This is a genomic window from uncultured Marinobacter sp. (genome assembly GCF_913055835.1).
Taxonomy (GTDB): Bacteria; Pseudomonadota; Gammaproteobacteria; order Pseudomonadales; family Oleiphilaceae; genus Marinobacter.
In genome coordinates, this window is sequence record NZ_CAJXKQ010000018.1 from 62,396 (window position 1) to 78,747 (window position 16,352).

At 57.5% G+C, this 16,352-nt stretch carries 16 protein-coding genes; 7 read left to right on the top strand and 9 right to left on the bottom strand.

Translation table 11 applies throughout. The features are described 5' to 3' along the window. Positions 1 to 36: 36 nt before the first annotated feature. From QZ534_RS11350 to gmk, 3 genes are all read right to left on the bottom strand, one after another. A complete protein-coding gene (locus tag QZ534_RS11350) occupies positions 37 to 2,178 on the bottom strand; it encodes a RelA/SpoT family protein (protein WP_296934595.1) in 2,142 nt (713 codons plus the stop codon). Positions 2,179 to 2,352: 174 nt separating this feature from the next. Further along, the gene (gene rpoZ, locus QZ534_RS11355; RefSeq protein ID WP_008169593.1) at positions 2,353 to 2,565 is read right to left on the bottom strand and encodes a DNA-directed RNA polymerase subunit omega; all 213 of its coding nucleotides are present in this window, start codon (positions 2,563 to 2,565) and stop codon (positions 2,353 to 2,355) included. A gap of 86 nt (positions 2,566 to 2,651) precedes the next feature. Next, the gene (gene gmk / locus QZ534_RS11360; protein ID WP_296934596.1) at positions 2,652 to 3,284 is read right to left on the bottom strand and encodes a guanylate kinase; all 633 of its coding nucleotides are present in this window, start codon (positions 3,282 to 3,284) and stop codon (positions 2,652 to 2,654) included. Between the two features lie 149 nt (positions 3,285 to 3,433). On the opposite strand from gmk, the gene QZ534_RS11365 reads away from it, so the two are divergent. Then, positions 3,434 to 4,255, top strand: coding sequence for an RluA family pseudouridine synthase (locus tag QZ534_RS11365; RefSeq protein WP_296934597.1), 822 nt, complete (start codon positions 3,434 to 3,436; stop codon positions 4,253 to 4,255). Between the two features lie 21 nt (positions 4,256 to 4,276). Here the strand turns inward: QZ534_RS11365 and QZ534_RS11370 are convergent, their stop codons facing one another. Then, positions 4,277 to 5,143 (bottom strand): YicC/YloC family endoribonuclease, encoded by an 867-nt coding sequence (locus QZ534_RS11370; RefSeq protein WP_296934598.1) that lies wholly within the window; start codon positions 5,141 to 5,143, stop codon positions 4,277 to 4,279. Positions 5,144 to 5,311: 168 nt separating this feature from the next. On the opposite strand from QZ534_RS11370, the gene rph reads away from it, so the two are divergent. Continuing rightward, positions 5,312 to 6,028, top strand: coding sequence for a ribonuclease PH (gene rph, locus QZ534_RS11375; RefSeq protein WP_069184778.1), 717 nt, complete (start codon positions 5,312 to 5,314; stop codon positions 6,026 to 6,028). Positions 6,029 to 6,306: 278 nt separating this feature from the next. Here rph and QZ534_RS11380 read toward each other — a convergent pair whose 3' ends face one another. Beyond that, positions 6,307 to 7,113, bottom strand: a complete 807-nt coding sequence (locus QZ534_RS11380) for an exodeoxyribonuclease III (protein WP_296934599.1) — start codon at positions 7,111 to 7,113, stop codon at positions 6,307 to 6,309. A gap of 81 nt (positions 7,114 to 7,194) precedes the next feature. Here QZ534_RS11380 and pyrE point away from each other — a divergent pair, with 81 nt between their 5' ends. Continuing rightward, complete coding sequence (gene pyrE, locus QZ534_RS11385) at positions 7,195 to 7,833, top strand: orotate phosphoribosyltransferase (RefSeq protein ID WP_008174208.1); 639 nt, start codon at positions 7,195 to 7,197, stop codon at positions 7,831 to 7,833. 3 nt (positions 7,834 to 7,836) lie between these two features. Beyond that, a complete protein-coding gene (locus tag QZ534_RS11390; protein ID WP_296934600.1) occupies positions 7,837 to 8,490 on the top strand; it encodes a DUF4124 domain-containing protein in 654 nt (217 codons plus the stop codon). Positions 8,491 to 8,586: 96 nt separating this feature from the next. Here QZ534_RS11390 and QZ534_RS11395 read toward each other — a convergent pair whose 3' ends face one another. After that, positions 8,587 to 9,009, bottom strand: a complete 423-nt coding sequence (locus QZ534_RS11395) for a hypothetical protein (protein WP_064228399.1) — start codon at positions 9,007 to 9,009, stop codon at positions 8,587 to 8,589. Between the two features lie 451 nt (positions 9,010 to 9,460). On the opposite strand from QZ534_RS11395, the gene QZ534_RS11400 reads away from it, so the two are divergent. Then, on the top strand, positions 9,461 to 9,766 hold the full coding sequence (locus QZ534_RS11400) for a fibronectin type III domain-containing protein (protein WP_296934601.1): 306 nt from the start codon (positions 9,461 to 9,463) through the stop codon (positions 9,764 to 9,766). A gap of 7 nt (positions 9,767 to 9,773) precedes the next feature. Here the strand turns inward: QZ534_RS11400 and QZ534_RS11405 are convergent, their stop codons facing one another. After that, positions 9,774 to 10,112 (bottom strand): DUF2782 domain-containing protein, encoded by a 339-nt coding sequence (locus QZ534_RS11405; protein ID WP_296934602.1) that lies wholly within the window; start codon positions 10,110 to 10,112, stop codon positions 9,774 to 9,776. An 87-nt stretch (positions 10,113 to 10,199) separates the two neighbouring features. On the opposite strand from QZ534_RS11405, the gene polA reads away from it, so the two are divergent. Together polA and QZ534_RS11415 are read left to right on the top strand one after the other, a co-directional pair. Next, entirely contained in the window at positions 10,200 to 12,932 is a 2,733-nt protein-coding gene (gene polA, locus QZ534_RS11410) for a DNA polymerase I (RefSeq protein WP_296934603.1), read from the top strand. A gap of 235 nt (positions 12,933 to 13,167) precedes the next feature. Beyond that, entirely contained in the window at positions 13,168 to 13,542 is a 375-nt protein-coding gene (locus QZ534_RS11415) for a hypothetical protein (protein ID WP_296934604.1), read from the top strand. A 36-nt stretch (positions 13,543 to 13,578) separates the two neighbouring features. On the opposite strand, the gene QZ534_RS11420 is transcribed toward QZ534_RS11415, so the two are convergent. Then, a complete protein-coding gene (locus QZ534_RS11420; protein WP_296934605.1) occupies positions 13,579 to 15,045 on the bottom strand; it encodes an outer membrane protein transport protein in 1,467 nt (488 codons plus the stop codon). A gap of 120 nt (positions 15,046 to 15,165) precedes the next feature. Next, positions 15,166 to 16,287, bottom strand: coding sequence for a PilT/PilU family type 4a pilus ATPase (locus QZ534_RS11425; protein WP_069184769.1), 1,122 nt, complete (start codon positions 16,285 to 16,287; stop codon positions 15,166 to 15,168). Positions 16,288 to 16,352: the final 65 nt, after the last annotated feature.

Here is a 16,352-nt window from a genome sequence, read left to right on the forward strand (position 1 = left end):
TGCGTGGCGCGCCTGTCAACCGGCCTTTGGTCGGGTTCAGTGCCGCACGCGGCTGATATGGGTGATCGCCCGAATGTTGCGGATCCGGCGCATCACCCGGGCCAGATGCCGGCGGCCATTCACATGCACCACAAGACTGACAACACCAAAACGGGCATTCTGTTCCTCGACGTTGATGCGTTCGATGTTACCGTCGGCCATGGCCACGGCGTTGGCCATCTCGGCAATCACACCCCGCTGGCGCTCCAGCTCTACCCGAAGCTCCACGGAAAATTCATCGGTAATATCCTTGGCCCACTTCAGATGGGTCAGGCGGGCACGGCCCTCGTCGTCTTCCGGCAAGCGGGAGCAGGTGTCCGAGTGAATCACCATACCTTTGCCGGAATCCATCACGCCGACAACCGGGTCACCAGGAATCGGCTTGCAACAGCTGGCAAACCGGACCAACAGGCCCTCGGTACCACGAATGGTGACCGGGCTGTGATTGCCACCCTCGATATCCCGAGGCACCTCACTGGCTTCAACCTCCTCCGAGCCACTGACAAGCTGACGGGCAACCAGATAGGCCATTCGGTTACCCAGCCCGATGTCACTGATCAGATCGTCAAAGCTGTTTACCTGGTTATGATTGACCACGGCCTGCTTCTGGGCATCACTGATCTCAGACAGTTTCGCACCAAAGCCCTTGAGCGACTTCTTGAGCAAGGTGCGGCCCAACTCCAGCGATTCCGCTCGTTTCTGGCTCTTCAGCACATGGCGGATGCTGCTGCGCGCCTTGCCGGTCACCACAAAACTGAGCCACGCGGGGTTGGGCCGGGCACCGGGTGCGGTAATGATCTCCACGGTCTGCCCGCTCTGCAGAGGCTGACTGAGGGAACCAAGGTTGCGGTTGACGCGACAGGCGACGGTGGCGTTGCCGATATCGGTGTGGATGGCGTAGGCAAAATCCACCGGCGTCGCCCCACTGGGCAGCTCCATGATGCGGCCCTTGGGAGTGAACACGTAAATCTCATCCGGGAACAGGTCGACTTTAACGTGCTCGATAAACTCCATGGAGTCATCGGCCCGTTCCCGCATCTCCATGAGCCCCTTCACCCAACGGTCCACCCGGGCCTGATTCACGCTGGTGACGCTGCTAGGCTCATTCTTGTACATCCAGTGCGCTGCAATGCCGTTATTGGCAATGTGCTCCATCTCCTCGGTACGGATCTGGATCTCGATATTCACGTGCATCCCGAACAGGGTGGTGTGGAGCGACTGATAGCCATTGGCCTTGGGCATGGCAATGTAGTCCTTGAACCGGCCCGGAAGCGGCTTGTAGAGACTGTGCACAGCGCCCAGGATGCGGTAGCAGTCGTCCTCGGTATCGGTGATGATCCGGAAGGCATAGACATCCATGATTTCATGGAAGGACTTCTGCTTGAACTTCATCTTGTTGTAGATACTGTTCAGATGTTTTTCCCGGCCCAGGATTCGGCCCGGCAGGCCCCGCTCCTCCAGCTTCTCCTGCAGTTTGCCTCGGATGTCCTCGATGATTTCCCGGTGGCTGCCGCGGAGCTTGTCCACCGCCTTGGAAATATACTTGGAGCGCATCGGATACAGGGAGCTAAAGCCAAGATCCTCCAGTTCGGTACAAATGGAATGCATGCCCAGGCGGTTTGCGATGGGGGCGTAGATATCGAGGGTTTCGGTGGCAATGCGCTGGCGCTTCTCATAGGGCATAGGGCCGAGGGTGCGCATGTTATGCAGCCGGTCCGCCAGCTTCACAAGAATTACCCGAATGTCCCGGGCCATGGCCAGGGTCATCTTCTGGAAGTTTTCAGCCTGGGCTTCCGCCCTGGAGCGGAATTCAATCTGGGTCAGTTTGCTGACCCCATCCACCAGCTCCGCAACATCCTCGCCAAACTGCTCCGCCAGCGCGTCCTTGGGAATGCCGGTGTCTTCGATCACATCATGGAGCATGGCCGCCATCAGGCTCTGATGGTCCAGCCTTAGATCGGCGAGGATATGGGCAACAGCCAGGGGATGGGTGATATAGCGGTCGCCGCTTTTGCGCATCTGGCCCTCGTGGGCCTGCTCGGCATAATAATAGGCCCGGCGCACCTGATTGATGCGATTGGTATCCAGATAGGAGCTAAGCTCTTGAGCCAGTCCTTCAACCGTAGCCTCTGCCGACACCGCGCCTCCACAACTTCATGAAATTCAGGGACAAAAAAACCCGAATGCACGCATCCGGGTCCTTCCAGAGTCCTTCCAGCAACGCTCTATAGCTACACTATAAAACCGCGGGGACAGATTTCAATGCTTCTCACTTGCGGACAGGTACTTATATGCCCAATGTCCGCAGTTGGCTTACTCGTCGTCTTCTTCCTTGAGCAGATCACGAGTGATCTTGCCTTCAGCAATTTCGCGCAGGGCAATTACCGTAGGCTTATCATTTTCTTCAGCCACCATCGGCTCGGCACCCTTGGTAGCGAGCTGACGGGCACGCTTGGTAGCCAGCATTACCAGCTGGAAGCGGTTATCAACGTTTTCCAGACAATCTTCAACGGTAACTCGTGCCATAACTTCCCCGACTAATAAAATGACTGTTTCAGCAGACCGCACAGTTTACTGTGGCCGGCTCAATTTGTATACAGGAAAACCCCGTATCAGCGCGGGCCCGACAACCCCGCCAGTAGCGCCCGGTGCCTGGGCTGCTGCACTTCCATGCGCAGACGCTGGGCGCGAACAATCGCAAGCAGATCTCCGAGTGCGGCACTGAAGTCATCATTCACCACAAGAAAATCAAACTCCACCGCGTGCCGGCACTCCTCCTCGGCCTCAGCCAGGCGGCGCTCAACCACCTCCGGCGAGTCGGTGCCACGCCCCACCAGCCGCGCACGCAACACTTCTGGCGAAGGCGGCACGATGAAAATGCTGACGCATTCGGGAATCAGTCGGCGAACCTGCTCAGCACCCTGCCAGTCAATTTCCAGGATCACATCCTGGCCCTTTGCCAGGGTCTCCCGTACCCAGACCTGGGAGGTGCCATAGTAGTTGCCGAAAACATCGGCGTGTTCCAGGAAATCGCCCCGGGCAATCATCGACTCAAATTCGGCCCGGCTGACAAAGTGATAATTTACCCCGTCCTGCTCGCCCTCTCTCATGGCGCGAGTGGTATGGGAGATGGAAACACCGAGCTTTCCGTCATTGCGGAGCATTTCCGCCACAAGGCTGGTCTTGCCGGCACCGGATGGCGCGGAAATAACGTACAGAGTACCCTGCTCAACTGCCTGACTCATAACCCGAGAACTCCAAACCTGAACGCGACGGCCGCCTGTTCCGACCAGTAAAGCCGGGAATTATACGGACTTTGCCAAAACACCGCACCCCACAGGGGCGCCAGCTGATACCATTTGCCTATCCATCTGTTCAGTGACTGCAAGATTCCATGCGAACCACCATCGATATCACCCTGAAGCATACCAGCAAAGCCATAGACGCCCTGAGCGAGGCGTCGCCGGGGCTCTCCCGACAGAAAATCAAGGATGCCATGGCGAAGGGCGCCTGCTGGTGGACGCACAAGGGCAAGCGCCTTCGACTGCGCCGCGCCACCAAAGAACTCAAGCCGGGCATCCGGCTGCAGCTTTACTACGACGAAAAGGTGTTGGCCAGAATACCGGGGGATCCGGTTCTGCTGGAGGATCTGGAGCGCTACACAGTCTGGTTCAAGCCTCATGGCCTGCTGGCCCAAGGCTCACAGTGGGGTGACCATTGCAGCCTGTTGCGGCTGGCGGAAGTCCGGCTTGGGCGCCCATGCTATCTGATCCACCGGCTCGACGCCGATGCCGCCGGACTGATGCTGATTGCCCACGACCCGAAAGCCGCAGGGGCTCTCTCACAGCGCTTTTCGGGCCGAACCATGACCAAGCGCTACAAAGCGCGAGTAAGCGGCGTGATGGAGGCGCAAGACCAAGTGGTTGATGCGCCCGTGGAGGGAAAACCGGCCATCAGCCACATCTCGACCCTTGAGAAGAACGAAGAAGCGCAGACCTCACTGGTTCAGGTCAGCATCGAAACCGGCCGCAAACACCAGATCCGCCGACACCTCGCTGGCCTGGGACATCCTATTATCGGTGATCGTCTTTACGGTCGGGCCGCAGGCGTACCCCTGCAGCTTCTGGCCTTTTACCTCGAATTCGACTGCCCTCAGAACAAACGCAAGATGGTCTTCAAGCTACCGGCGGAACTGGCCAACCTGAAACCGGATTGACCTACGGCGTGCAATCGCGACCTATTCCAGGTTCTGCACCTGCTCACGCATCTGCTCGATGAGAACCTTCAGGTCCACCGCAATGCGGGTGACGCCGGCATCAATGCTCTTGCTGCTCAGGGTGTTGGCCTCCCGGTTCAGTTCCTGCATCAGGAAGTCCAGCCGCCGGCCAATGGCGTCATCGCTTTTGAGGGTATCAGTCACCTCGCCAATGTGGGCGTCCAGCCGGTCCAGTTCCTCGGCCACGTCGCTTTTCTGAGCCACCATGACCATCTCCTGAGCCACACGCTCGGAATCCAGTTCCACTCTGGCTTTCTCGAACCTTTCCCGTAGCGTCTTCTCCTGGGCCGCGAGCAATTCCGGCATACGTTTTCTGACGTCGGCAACGAGATCTCTCATGGTTTTCAGGCGATCTTCGAACAGCGGCCGCAGGCGCTCGCCTTCACGCTCCCGCACCGAAGCAAGCTCGCTTACGGTCTGCTCGAACAGGCTGACTGCAGCATCCTTGGCCGGACCGAAGTCTTGCTCTGGCACTGACAGCACGCCCGGCCAGCGGAGGACATCCAGAGCATTGATATGGGCCGGATTATCCAGAATCCGGTTAATATGGTTCGCTGCCTCGTTCACCGCCTGGGCCATATCCTCGCTGATCTCAAAGCTTTGAGATCCTTTCTCTGCCGACTGCAGGCGCATGGACACATCCACCTTGCCCCGTTTCAGCTGCTTCCTCAGCTCTTCCCGAAACCGGTTTTCCAGCTCCCGGAACGCGTCCGGAAGCCGGAACGAAGGCTCCAGATACCGGTGGTTCACAGTCCGGATTTCACAGGTCAGCGTACCCCAGTCTCCCTGGACGTCCTTGCGGGCAAATGCAGTCATACTTCGGATCATGTCAGCTCCGCTTCGATAGATATTGATCAACCAAGTTTAACAGGCTCTTAACAGCGTCGGCGAACCGGACAAAAGGCCAACCGCAACGTGTTATACTGATCGGCCTTTTCGACAAACGTTCAACCGGGACACGCGCCCGGACATTCAATACTGACTTCAGGAAACACTATGCGTCCAAGCGGCAGAACGCCCGAGCAACCCAGAGATGTTCGAATCACCCGCAACTATACCCGTCACGCCGAAGGCTCCGTGCTGGTGGAATTCGGGGACACCAAAGTCATCTGCACCGCATCCGTCGAAAACAAGGTTCCCCCGTTTCTGAGGGGTGAAGGCAAGGGCTGGATCACCGCCGAGTACGGCATGCTGCCCCGCTCCACCGGCAGCCGAATGGGCCGGGAAGCTGCCCGCGGCAAACAGGGCGGACGCACCGTCGAAATCCAGCGCCTGATCGGTCGCTCCCTGCGCGCCGCCGTGGACCTTACCGCGCTCGGTGAACACTCAATCACGATCGATTGCGACGTCATCCAGGCCGATGGCGGCACGCGTACTGCGGCGATCACCGGCGGCTGCGTGGCACTGGTGGATGCCCTGAACCACCTGGTCGCCGAAAAGCGCCTGAAGAAATCTCCGCTCAAGCAGATGGTCGCCGCACTCTCGGTCGGTGTTTATAAAGGCACTCCGGTGGTGGATCTGGACTACCCGGAAGACTCGGAAGCGGAAACCGACATGAACGTGATCATGACCGACCAGGGTGGTTTCATTGAGATTCAGGGAACGGCAGAAGGCGCGCCGTTTGACCAGTCAGAACTGGACAGCATGCTGACTCTGGCCAAACAGGGTATTGAGCAGTTGTTTGAGATTCAGAAAGCGGCGCTGGCTGATTAAGCTTGTCGCCCGCGTGCCCGGAGGGGGAGACCTTTCCGGGACACGCTACGAGCACATCCATGTGCGCTCGGCTCCGGCCTTCCCTGGCCGGAGACGGTCCCGGAAAGGTCTCCCCCTCCGAACCCGCTACTGTTCGAAAAACCTCACAAGCATGGGGCGCCTGCGTGGTGACGCTTTCCCAGACTGTTGAGGGCCATGGATGGCCCGATTCAAGCGCACAGGGAAGTGCTTGGAGAGTGTCTGGGAAAGCGTTGCCGCGCAGGCGCCTTCCTCAGAGCTTAGAAGCCGATTTCGATGTCGTAATCCATGATCACCGGGGCGTGATCGGAGAAGCGTGTTGAATCGTCGATCCAGCCATCTTCGATGGTCTTGCGGATTCCCGGGGTCAGGAGCTGGTAATCCACCCGGATGCCGGCACTTTTGCGGGAACCCTCGGCCTGTTCAGGCCACCAGGTGAACTGGTTGCTCTGCTTGTTGATCTCGCGGAAGCCGTCAACGCAGCCCATCTCATCAAACAGGCGATCCAGCCAGGCACGTTCGTGGGGCAGAAAGCCGGAGAAATCCAGTTTGTGGTAAAGCGGGCTGGCATCGGTTACGTGATGGGCGGTCTGGAGGTTGGCGCAGAAGATGAACTGACGACGTTTACGCAGTGTTTTCTGCATGTGCAGGCCGAAGGACTCCATGAACTCGTCCTTGTGATCAAGCACCGTGAGGTCATCCTCGCCGATCAGCTCTTCTTCGCGGCCGAGGGCGCAGGGCGCCAGCACGCAGGCCACGGACACCTTGTCAAAATCGGCCTGGATGAACCGGCCTTCGCGGTCCGCCTGCTCATTGGCAAACCCGTACATGATGGCTTTCGGGAAATGGCGGGTGTAGATACCGACACCGCCATCCTCGTTTTTCTCGCCATCAATGAAATAGGCTTCGTAGCCTTCCGGAATCAGGTTGTAGTCCTCAATCTCGTAGGCCCGCATGCGGTGATCCTGGACACAGACCACGTCAGCGTCCTGCTCCGCCAGCCAGTCGAAAAAGCCTTTTTCAACAGCCTGGGCGAGGCCATTGACGCTGATTGATACTACCCGCATACGTGTTCCCTGATTCGGTTTGTGTGTATGATACCGTTTTTACGCACTAATTAAAGATCAACACCCGCCAGAAGCCTTGTCATGCACGACTATCAGCAAAAATTTATCGAATTTGCCATCCGCCGGAATGTACTACGCTTTGGTGAGTTCACGCTCAAGTCGGGCCGAACCAGCCCCTATTTCTTTAATGCTGGTCTGTTCAATACCGGGGACGACCTGCTTCAGCTAAGCAAGGCCTATGCCGCCGCGATAGCACGCAGCGGGCTGGATTATGACATTATTTTCGGCCCTGCCTATAAGGGCATTCCGTTGGCCACAGTGACAGCCATGGCGCTGGCTACAGACGGTAACAGCAAACCCTTTGCGTTTAACCGCAAGGAAAAGAAAGATCATGGTGAGGGCGGCAACATTGTTGGCGCACCGTTGCAGGGCAAAGTGCTGATTGTGGATGATGTGATTACCGCCGGTACCGCGATCCGGGAATCCATCGATATTATCCGGGCCGCCGGGGCCGAACCGGCCGGCGTGCTTATTGCCCTCGATCGTCAGGAAAAAGGCAATGGCGAACTGTCCGCTATCCAGGAAGTGGAAAAGGAATTCGGCATCCCTGTGGTGAGCATCATTCGTCTTGAGCAGGTGCTGGACTACCTCAAAGCCAACCCGGAGTTCGCCGGGCATGCCGAAAAGGTAGCCAGTTATCGGGATCGTTACGGAGTCTGATTGATGGCCAATCGTCTGACCGCACTATCTGTCAAAGCTACGGCATTGGCGCTTGCCCTGGGTTTCTCTGCCCAGGTGGCGGCCAATATGTACCGTTACACGGATGAGAACGGCCAGATCGTCATCAGCAGCACCATTCCCCAGGAAGCCACCAAACGTGGCTATGACATTCTGAGCAACAATGGCCGCGTGATTGAGACCATTCCGCCGGCGCCAACCGAGGAAGAGATTGCCGCCCGGGAAGCCGAAAAGCAGCGCCAGAAGGAACTCGCAGAGCAGCGCGAGAAGGACCGCGCGCTGCTTAAGCGCTTCAGCCATCCGGATCAGGCGGTAAAGGCCATGCACCGGAAAATCCGGGAGCTTGAGGGCCTGATACAGCTCAAGCGAGGCAACATCTCGGTTATATCCAGCCAACTGGACAATGAACAGAGCCGTGCCGCCAACATGGAGCGGGCCGGTCGCGAGATTCCCGAGGCCACGCTGGAAAAAATCCGGCGCCTGGAATCCCAGATACGGGATATTGAGCGGGAAATCACCTCACAAACCCAGGAAATCGAAGAACTGCGCAAGGCCTTCGAGGCCGACATAGAGCGCCTGGAAGAGGTCACCGGCGAGGCTCGGACCATACCGCTTGATCACACCGAAACGGAAAACTGAGCTTTCGCAGAGCGTTCCCGGGTAATAAAAAGGCCGCCGGTTTTACCCGGCGGCCTTTTCGTTTCGCTCGCCTGTCGGTGAGGCGCTATCTGCCATTCAGGCGGAAGCAGTGCTCTTCTTGGCGGTAGAAGTGGTCTTGCGCGCTGTGGTCTTGCGTGCAGCCGGCTTCTTCGGCTCAACTGACTTCTTCGCATCCTGCGCAGCATCAGACACATCTTCTGCGGCTTCTGCTACGGCATCGGCGCCTTCTGCCGCTTCTTTTTCCAGCTTGGCGACCAGATCACCGGCGAAGCTGCCAAAACGGCTGTTCAGGTTACGCAGCTGCTCGAACAGGCTGTCGCTGTAGCCGTTGTAACGCTTGCGCAGGGTCTTCACGCTGTACTCACGTGCTTCGGACTCGAGCTTCTCGGCGTAATCGAACGGCTTGGAAGCGAGCTTCTTCTGCTGCTCTTCTGCGGCGTTGATGCCCTTGTCCACGATTTCCTGAAGCTGTTCCTGATAGGACTTGAGTTTACCCATGATCAATCTCCTTGGTTTCCTGAAAGTTCCAAGACCCTGTCGAAACCATTGCAACAAGGGCCTTTCTTCAATCTCACGAACCAAGTTACGCCCTAAAATTAGAATGTTCATACTAAAAGCAGAAAGTGGACAGGTAAGGGGTTTTACGGATTATTCACTTGATCCTGAAAGCCCGACTGGCATAATGCCGGGCTGTTAAAGAAGCCCGTCTCCCCGTTTTATTCTGGCTCCATACGCTTTACCCAATAAAAGCCGCACCCCGGCACGTATGCGAGTAACCATGATCACTTTCGGCCCCAGACATCCACACACAGCCTGGCTTATTCTTCCGTTGATTGCAGCGTCCCTCCTCCTTGCTGGCTGTCAGGAGGACTCCCGAGCCACCAGAACAACCTCCGATCGGGCCAGCGAACTCGCGAACTCCCGGCTTGATAAGGCCACAGGCAGCCTGTTGGACACTTTCGGACAAACCCGAGAGTCCGGTTACGCAAACACTCCCAGAGAACTGAGCTGGACAGCACCACTGACCCGCGAAGACGGCTCGTCACTGGCGCCTGGAGAGATCGCGGAATTCAGGATTTACTACCGCCTCAGACACCAGGAAAGCTACAGGGTTATCCGTATTGAGAGTCCCTCGGCTACCAGACTTTCGCTGGCAGAGATGGCGCCCGGCGCTTATGAGTTCGCGATTACCACTGTGGATATCGAAGGGTTGGAGAGCCGGCGCTCAACGCCGGTCACCGTCGATCTGATCTGAGTTCGGCTTACCAACGGAAAATCACCCAGCTTGGCACCAACATGTCGGACTCGGTTTCCCGGATCCAGCCGCCGCCATCTGCCGGCACCAGGTAATACTCCGGCCCGACCTCCGGCACGACCTTGATCTCCATGAGCTGGCCGTTGACCCGATATTCATAGAACACTTCCTTCTCGCCGGGCCGGATGACAATTTCCGGGCCCTGGCTCGCCGGCTGGTAATCCGAGATCACCACCGGCTCCTCTGGCGTTGCTACCGGTGTCTCATCCAGGGCGCCCTCTTCCTGGGCCAAGGCAGCCAGGGGCAAACAGGCGAGCAACAAAGCCGGACAGGCGATTCGTTTCATTTTCGTGATACCCTTTCGTCCATCGATTTCAGTACAGAGTTGCATAAGCCAACCCACGCTTCAATCAGATTCCGGACCTGTTTTGACATGACCAGCAAAAACACACCACCCGTGGTTCTTGTGGACGGATCGTCCTATCTTTTCCGCGCTTATCATGCACTTCCGCCACTGACCACAAGCAAGGACCATCCGACTGGAGCCATCAAGGGCGTCATCAGCATGATCCGGCGCCTGGAGCAGGATTTCCCCGGCTCCAAGATGGTGGTGGTCTTCGACGCCAAGGGCAAAACCTTCCGGCACGATCTCTATGAAGAGTACAAAGCCAACCGCCCACCGATGCCAGAGGATCTCGCCTGCCAGATCGAGCCCATTCATGAGATCGTCAAGGCCATGGGTCTGCCGCTGCTGACGGTAACCGGTGTTGAGGCCGACGATGTGATCGGCACCCTCGCCAACGAAGCCACCAGCAAGGGCATCGATGTGGTCGTTTCCACGGGGGACAAGGATATGGCGCAGCTGGTAAGCGATCACGTTACCCTGATCAACACCATGACCGAAACCCGGATGGACCGGGACGGCGTGGTGGAAAAGTTCGGCGTTACCCCGGAGCAGATCGTGGATTACCTGGCCCTGGTGGGCGACAAGGTGGATAACATTCCCGGCGTGAACAAGTGCGGCCCGAAAACCGCGGTCAAATGGCTGCAGAGCTACGAAAACCTGGACAACGTCATCGAGCACGCCGATGAAATCAAGGGCAAGATCGGCGAATACCTGCGCGAGGCCACCGAAACCCTGCCCCTGAGTCGCGAACTGGCCACCATCCGCACCGACGTGGAACTGGATTTTGGCCTGGAAGACCTGAAACTCCGGGAACAGGACGACCAGCAACTGCTTGAGCTGTTCAAGGAGTATGAATTCCGCAGCTGGATTGCCGAACTGGAGGAAGGAGAAACCTCAGCTACCGGCAACACTCGATCTGGCGATGACAAGCCCAACCCGGAAACCGGCAAAAAAGACTACAGAGTCATCACCGACCAGAAAGAACTGGATCATTGGCTGGAGCGCCTGAAATCGGCCGATCTGTTTGCCTTCGATACCGAAACGACCAGCCTCCGGTATATGGACGCAGAGATCGTCGGTGTTTCCTTCGCGATCAAGCCGGGCGAAGCCGCCTATGTCCCCCTGGCACACGACTATATGGGGGCACCCGAGCAGCTGGATCGTGACCAGGTCCTTGCCCAGCTCAAGCCGCTCCTGGAGGATCCGCGCCTGGCAAAGGTCGGGCAGAACCTGAAATACGACAAGAACGTGCTGGCCAACCATGGCATTACCCTGGAGGGCATTGCCGAGGACACCATGCTGGAATCCTACGTTCTGAATTCTGTCGCGACCCGCCACGATATGGACAGCCTCGCCATGTATTACCTCGGCGAGAAGACCATCAGCTTCGAATCCATCGCCGGCAAAGGCGCCAAGCAACTGACCTTCAATCAGATCGAACTGGAGAAGGCTGCCCCCTACGCTGCCGAAGATGCAGACATCACCCTGCGCCTGCACCAGACCCTGAGACCAAAACTCAAGGAAACCGGGAAACTGGCCTCTGTCTACGAAGACATCGATTTGCCCCTGGTGCCGGTACTGTCTCGCATGGAGCAGCGCGGTACTCTGATCAGCGCCAGCACACTGCGACAGCACAGCCAGGAACTGGCAGAGCGCATGGCAGAACTGGAAAAAGAAGCCCACGAAGTAGCCGGCGAGACCTTCAACCTGGGGTCCACCAAGCAACTGCAGGCAATCTTCTACGACAAGATGGGCCTGCCAGTCATCAAGAAAACCCCCAAGGGCGCACCATCAACGGCGGAACCGGTGCTGCAGGAACTGGCCCACGAACACGAGCTGCCGCGCCTGATCCTTGAACACCGCAGCCTGAGCAAACTGAAGTCCACTTACACCGACACCCTGCCGGAGCTGATTCACCATCGTACCGGTCGGGTACACACCTCCTACCATCAAGCTGTCACCGCTACCGGTCGGCTATCGTCTTCCGAGCCCAACCTCCAGAATATCCCCATTCGCAGCGAGCAGGGCCGCCGTATACGGCAGGCGTTTATCGCACCTGAGGGTTATAAACTGGTGGCTGCCGACTACTCCCAGATCGAACTGCGGATCATGGCCCACCTCTCCGGTGACAAGGGGCTGCTGAAGGCTTTTGAAAAGGGTGAGGACATCCACAAGGCCACCGCCTCAGAAGTGTTCGGCGTCAGCCTGGAGGAAGTATCCTCAGACCAGCGCCGCAGCGCCAAGGCCATCAACTTCGGCCTGATCTACGGCATGTCTGCCTTTGGCCTGTCCCGGCAACTGGACGTTGAGCGCAAACTCGCCCAGCAGTATATCGACCGTTATTTCGAACGCTACCCCGGCGTTCTGAAATACATGGACAACATCCGCAAACAGGCCCACGACGATGGTTTCGTTGAAACCCTGTTCGGCCGCCGCCTGTACCTCCCGGAAATCAACGCCCGCAACAAACAGCTGCAGCAGGCAGCCGAGCGAACGGCGATCAACGCTCCCATGCAGGGCACAGCCGCCGACATCATCAAACGGGCCATGGTGGATGTGGAGAACTGGCTGCTGAAAGAACACGCCGACGAAGCCCGCATGACCATGCAGGTTCACGATGAACTGATCCTGGAAGTGAAGGAATCGGCCCTCGACAAGATCCGAGCAGGACTGGAAAAGCGCATGTCAGCGGCAGCGGAACTGGATGTTCCCCTGCTGGTGGAAGCCGGGGCCGGTGACAACTGGGACGAAGCGCACTGATTCGACCCAGAACAGGGCATGGAAGCCAAAAAACGCACCGAAATCAACCGCAGCGCCCACCCCCGAGCCTGCCTGTGGGTCTCCGGACTCCACGGCAGGCCGTGGGAACGCCTTCTCGTCGGAATCGACACCGTCTCACGGCACGAAATTCGCTACGTGATTAGAGTCGGCGTCCTGCCCTACCACACAATCCGGGCAGCGCCATGTTGTGACATCCATCTCCGAGGCTCAAACCATGACTTCTCTGGCATCTGAACGTAGCTGGCTGCTGGATCCCAGCGTGCTGAAACTGGTTCACCAGTGCCGCCGCCTGATTCACACGGAATTCGGCGTCAAACTTCACCTCACGGAAGAGCATCTTGAACAACAACTGGCCGATTACGCACGAAAAACCCGCTCAAGCCAGCTGACCCGCACCTGGGAAACGCTGAAGGACCAGGTTCCACAGCTGAACATCGAACCCGAGGAAGAAGACGACGGTTTCAGGCGTAACTATCGAGGCCAAGTAATTGCGGATGCCCCACAGTTATCAGCAGAGGGCCACGACGCGGGAGAGATGGACCCGCCACGGAAGAAGAAGGTCATCTACCGTGGCCAGGTGGTTGGCTGACCAGCCTTGAGCCTGGTCAGCCAGATTTACACGGGATTAGAAGGACTTGCTTACCTCTATGGACGCACTCCAGGCACTGAGCTCATATTTGCCCTTGAAGTAGCTCGGGTCCTCGACACCCGGGGCCAGATCGGCTACTTCATCCGGATTACTGTGCTGGTAGTTGCGCTCTGTAAACGCTGGATCATCCGTAAACAGCAGTGTTCCTACTGCCGCGTCAAGCGTCCAACCACTCTGGGCATCCTTCCACTGAGCGCCTAATGTCAGCCAATGCCGATCGCTGGACGGAATACGTGCGGTAAGATACTCGTCGACAGGCGACTCGTCCCAAGCGTAGCCTGCTTTTAGAGCCCATTCCGGCGTTGCCTGCCAAATCCCACCAAGATTGAATTGCCAGGTATTTTGCCACTTTTCAGTCACATGACTGAGAATGGCACCCTCCTGTGGTGCCGCTGTAATCTGACCATTCGCTTCTCTACTGACAATGTCCAATTCCTCAAAACGACTCCATTTAGCGTAAGTCGCACCTGCGAGAAGCGTTACTTGATTGGAAAGATTATGCCGAATGCCAAAGGTTGCACTCTCGGGAATAGCAAGTGGAACCCTGACTTTTTCCGAAAGCGTAGTGGTCTGACCAGGCACTCCGGGAACCGGGAAGTCGGAAATCGTCGCATTGCCTTTCAAATCAAGCTCGGTTCCTGTCTGTGCGCTCAACCCAATTTGGGTTTTATCAGAAAGCTCGTACAGGAAACCAACTCTGAACGTCGCTCCGATATCATCACCCTCAATGTCGGCGTAAGGATCCTGATATCCACTCACTGCTTGCCGTGCTGCCTGATCTGCCTGTGCGGGACTTGCACCTTGGCCAATGGCTGCAGCAAAAGCATTTGGATAAACCTGGGCTGCCAAGTCCTGATACCGGGTCAGGCGACCCTCTGCATAAATAAGGTTGATGCCTGCACCCATTGAAAGGCCATTCCCATTATTGACTGAGATCGACGGAGTTAAGGCAATGGCTGTCAGTTCGGTTTCGTCAGCAAAAAAACGCCCGACAAAGTCATCGTCGTAGTCCGCGGCCAGACCATAGGGCGCATGGATTCCAAACCCCACGTCTATGGATTCATTGACTTCGTGAGTCATGTAAAAATTCGGCAAAACCGCTGGACCAGCAATATCACCACCCAGGGAGCCATCGGCCATAATCGGATTCTGACCCGGCAGATTGCGGCGCGCTTCAGCTTCCTTGGCCTCGGCATCAATATCCAGAACCGCCGCACCAAAGGAAATATTGGTGCCGGACAACTGGCTCATCCCGGCAGGGTTAAACAGAACGGTGGTAGCGTTCTCGGGGTTGGCAGCGGCGCCGGCGTTGGCGGTGCCCATGGCGCTGGCGCTCTGCTCATTGAGGGAAAAACCGCCTGCGAGTGCGCTGGCAGGTGCGGCGAGCGCCGCGAGAGTGGTAAAACGTACGGCTCGTGCAAGCCTTGAAGATCGGTGGTGCATGGTATCTCCTTATTGAATCGCGCGGAGTATACGCACCACCCCTTACTGGCCTCAAATGCCATCCCTAACGGTTCAGGAGCCTACCTTTCCACAACTAAAGTCTAATCAGTACAGTTCAAATCAGTCGTCCTGGATTGAAAGCTTGTCCACCGAGGAAGAAAGCTTATCCGCCCCCTGGGCGTCGGCACCCAGCTTGATCATCAGACGCAGATCGTTGGCAGAGTCGGCATGGGCCAGGGCATCTTCGTAGGTGATGGAGCCTTCTGCGTACAATTGATAGAGCGCCTGGTCAAAGGTCTGCATGCCGGACTCGTTGGATTTGGACATCAGTTCCTTCAGACGATGCACCTCTCCCTTGCGGATCAGATCCGCCACCAGCGGGGTATTGATCAGCACTTCGATAACCGCTTTGCGTCCCTTGCCATCCGGTGTTGGCACCAGCTGCTGGGCCACAATGGCCTTGAGGTTCAGGGACAGGTCCATCCAGATCTGGTTGTGCTGTTCCGGTGGGAAGAACTGGATAATCCGGTCCAGCGCCTGGTTGGCGTTGTTGGCGTGCAGGGTGGCCAGACACAGATGACCGGTCTCGGCGAACTGCACGGAATACTCCATGGTCTGCCGGGTCCGCACCTCGCCGATCAGGATAACGTCGGGCGCCTGACGCAGCGTGTTCTTCAGGGCCACTTCAAAGCTCTCGGTGTCGATACCCACCTCGCGCTGGGTAACGATACAGCCCTGATGCTGGTGCACGAATTCGATCGGGTCTTCGATAGAAATGATGTGACCCCGGCTGTTACGGTTCCGATGCCCCAGCATGGCCGCCAGGGACGTAGACTTACCGGTACCGGTGGCGCCCACAAACATGATCAGGCCCCGCTTGGTCATGGCCAGTTCCTTGATCACCTCCGGCAACGAGAGGTCATCAATCTGCGGAATCTTCACTTCGATCCGACGCAGCACCATGCCACACAGGTTGCGCTGGAAGAATGCGGACACCCGGAAGCGGCCAATACCCCGGGCACTGATAGCAAAGTTACACTCGTGGGTTTCCTCGAATTCGGCGCGCTGCTTGTCGTTCATGGCGCCGTAGACAAATTCCCTGGTCTGCTCCGGCGTCAGCGCGTTTTTGGTGACCGGGAGCACTTTCCCGTTCACCTTCATGCTCGGTGGTACACCCGCTGTAATGAACAGGTCCGAACCGCCTTTTTCCACCATCAGCCGTAACAGTTTTTCGAATTCCATTTTTTGTACCCAGTCTTCATGGTTTGGTGCCTGGGTGGGGCGGGTGCAGCTTCCCGGGACTGTCT

Excerpts from the sequence above, each read along its gene's own strand:
- rpoZ (WP_008169593.1), bottom strand. The coding sequence starts at position 2,565 with ATGGCACGAGTTACCGTTGAAGATTGTCTGGAAAACGTTGATAACCGC.
- gmk (WP_296934596.1), bottom strand. The coding sequence starts at position 3,284 with ATGAGTCAGGCAGTTGAGCAGGGTACTCTGTACGTTATTTCCGCGCCA.
- QZ534_RS11365 (WP_296934597.1), top strand. The coding sequence starts at position 3,434 with ATGCGAACCACCATCGATATCACCCTGAAGCATACCAGCAAAGCCATA.
- QZ534_RS11370 (WP_296934598.1), bottom strand. The coding sequence starts at position 5,143 with ATGATCCGAAGTATGACTGCATTTGCCCGCAAGGACGTCCAGGGAGAC.
- rph (WP_069184778.1), top strand. The coding sequence starts at position 5,312 with ATGCGTCCAAGCGGCAGAACGCCCGAGCAACCCAGAGATGTTCGAATC.
- QZ534_RS11380 (WP_296934599.1), bottom strand. The coding sequence starts at position 7,113 with ATGCGGGTAGTATCAATCAGCGTCAATGGCCTCGCCCAGGCTGTTGAA.
- pyrE (WP_008174208.1), top strand. The coding sequence starts at position 7,195 with ATGCACGACTATCAGCAAAAATTTATCGAATTTGCCATCCGCCGGAAT.
- QZ534_RS11390 (WP_296934600.1), top strand. The coding sequence starts at position 7,837 with ATGGCCAATCGTCTGACCGCACTATCTGTCAAAGCTACGGCATTGGCG.
- QZ534_RS11395 (WP_064228399.1), bottom strand. The coding sequence starts at position 9,009 with ATGGGTAAACTCAAGTCCTATCAGGAACAGCTTCAGGAAATCGTGGAC.
- QZ534_RS11405 (WP_296934602.1), bottom strand. The coding sequence starts at position 10,112 with ATGAAACGAATCGCCTGTCCGGCTTTGTTGCTCGCCTGTTTGCCCCTG.
- polA (WP_296934603.1), top strand. The coding sequence starts at position 10,200 with ATGACCAGCAAAAACACACCACCCGTGGTTCTTGTGGACGGATCGTCC.
- QZ534_RS11415 (WP_296934604.1), top strand. The coding sequence starts at position 13,168 with ATGACTTCTCTGGCATCTGAACGTAGCTGGCTGCTGGATCCCAGCGTG.
- QZ534_RS11420 (WP_296934605.1), bottom strand. The coding sequence starts at position 15,045 with ATGCACCACCGATCTTCAAGGCTTGCACGAGCCGTACGTTTTACCACT.
- QZ534_RS11425 (WP_069184769.1), bottom strand. The coding sequence starts at position 16,287 with ATGGAATTCGAAAAACTGTTACGGCTGATGGTGGAAAAAGGCGGTTCG.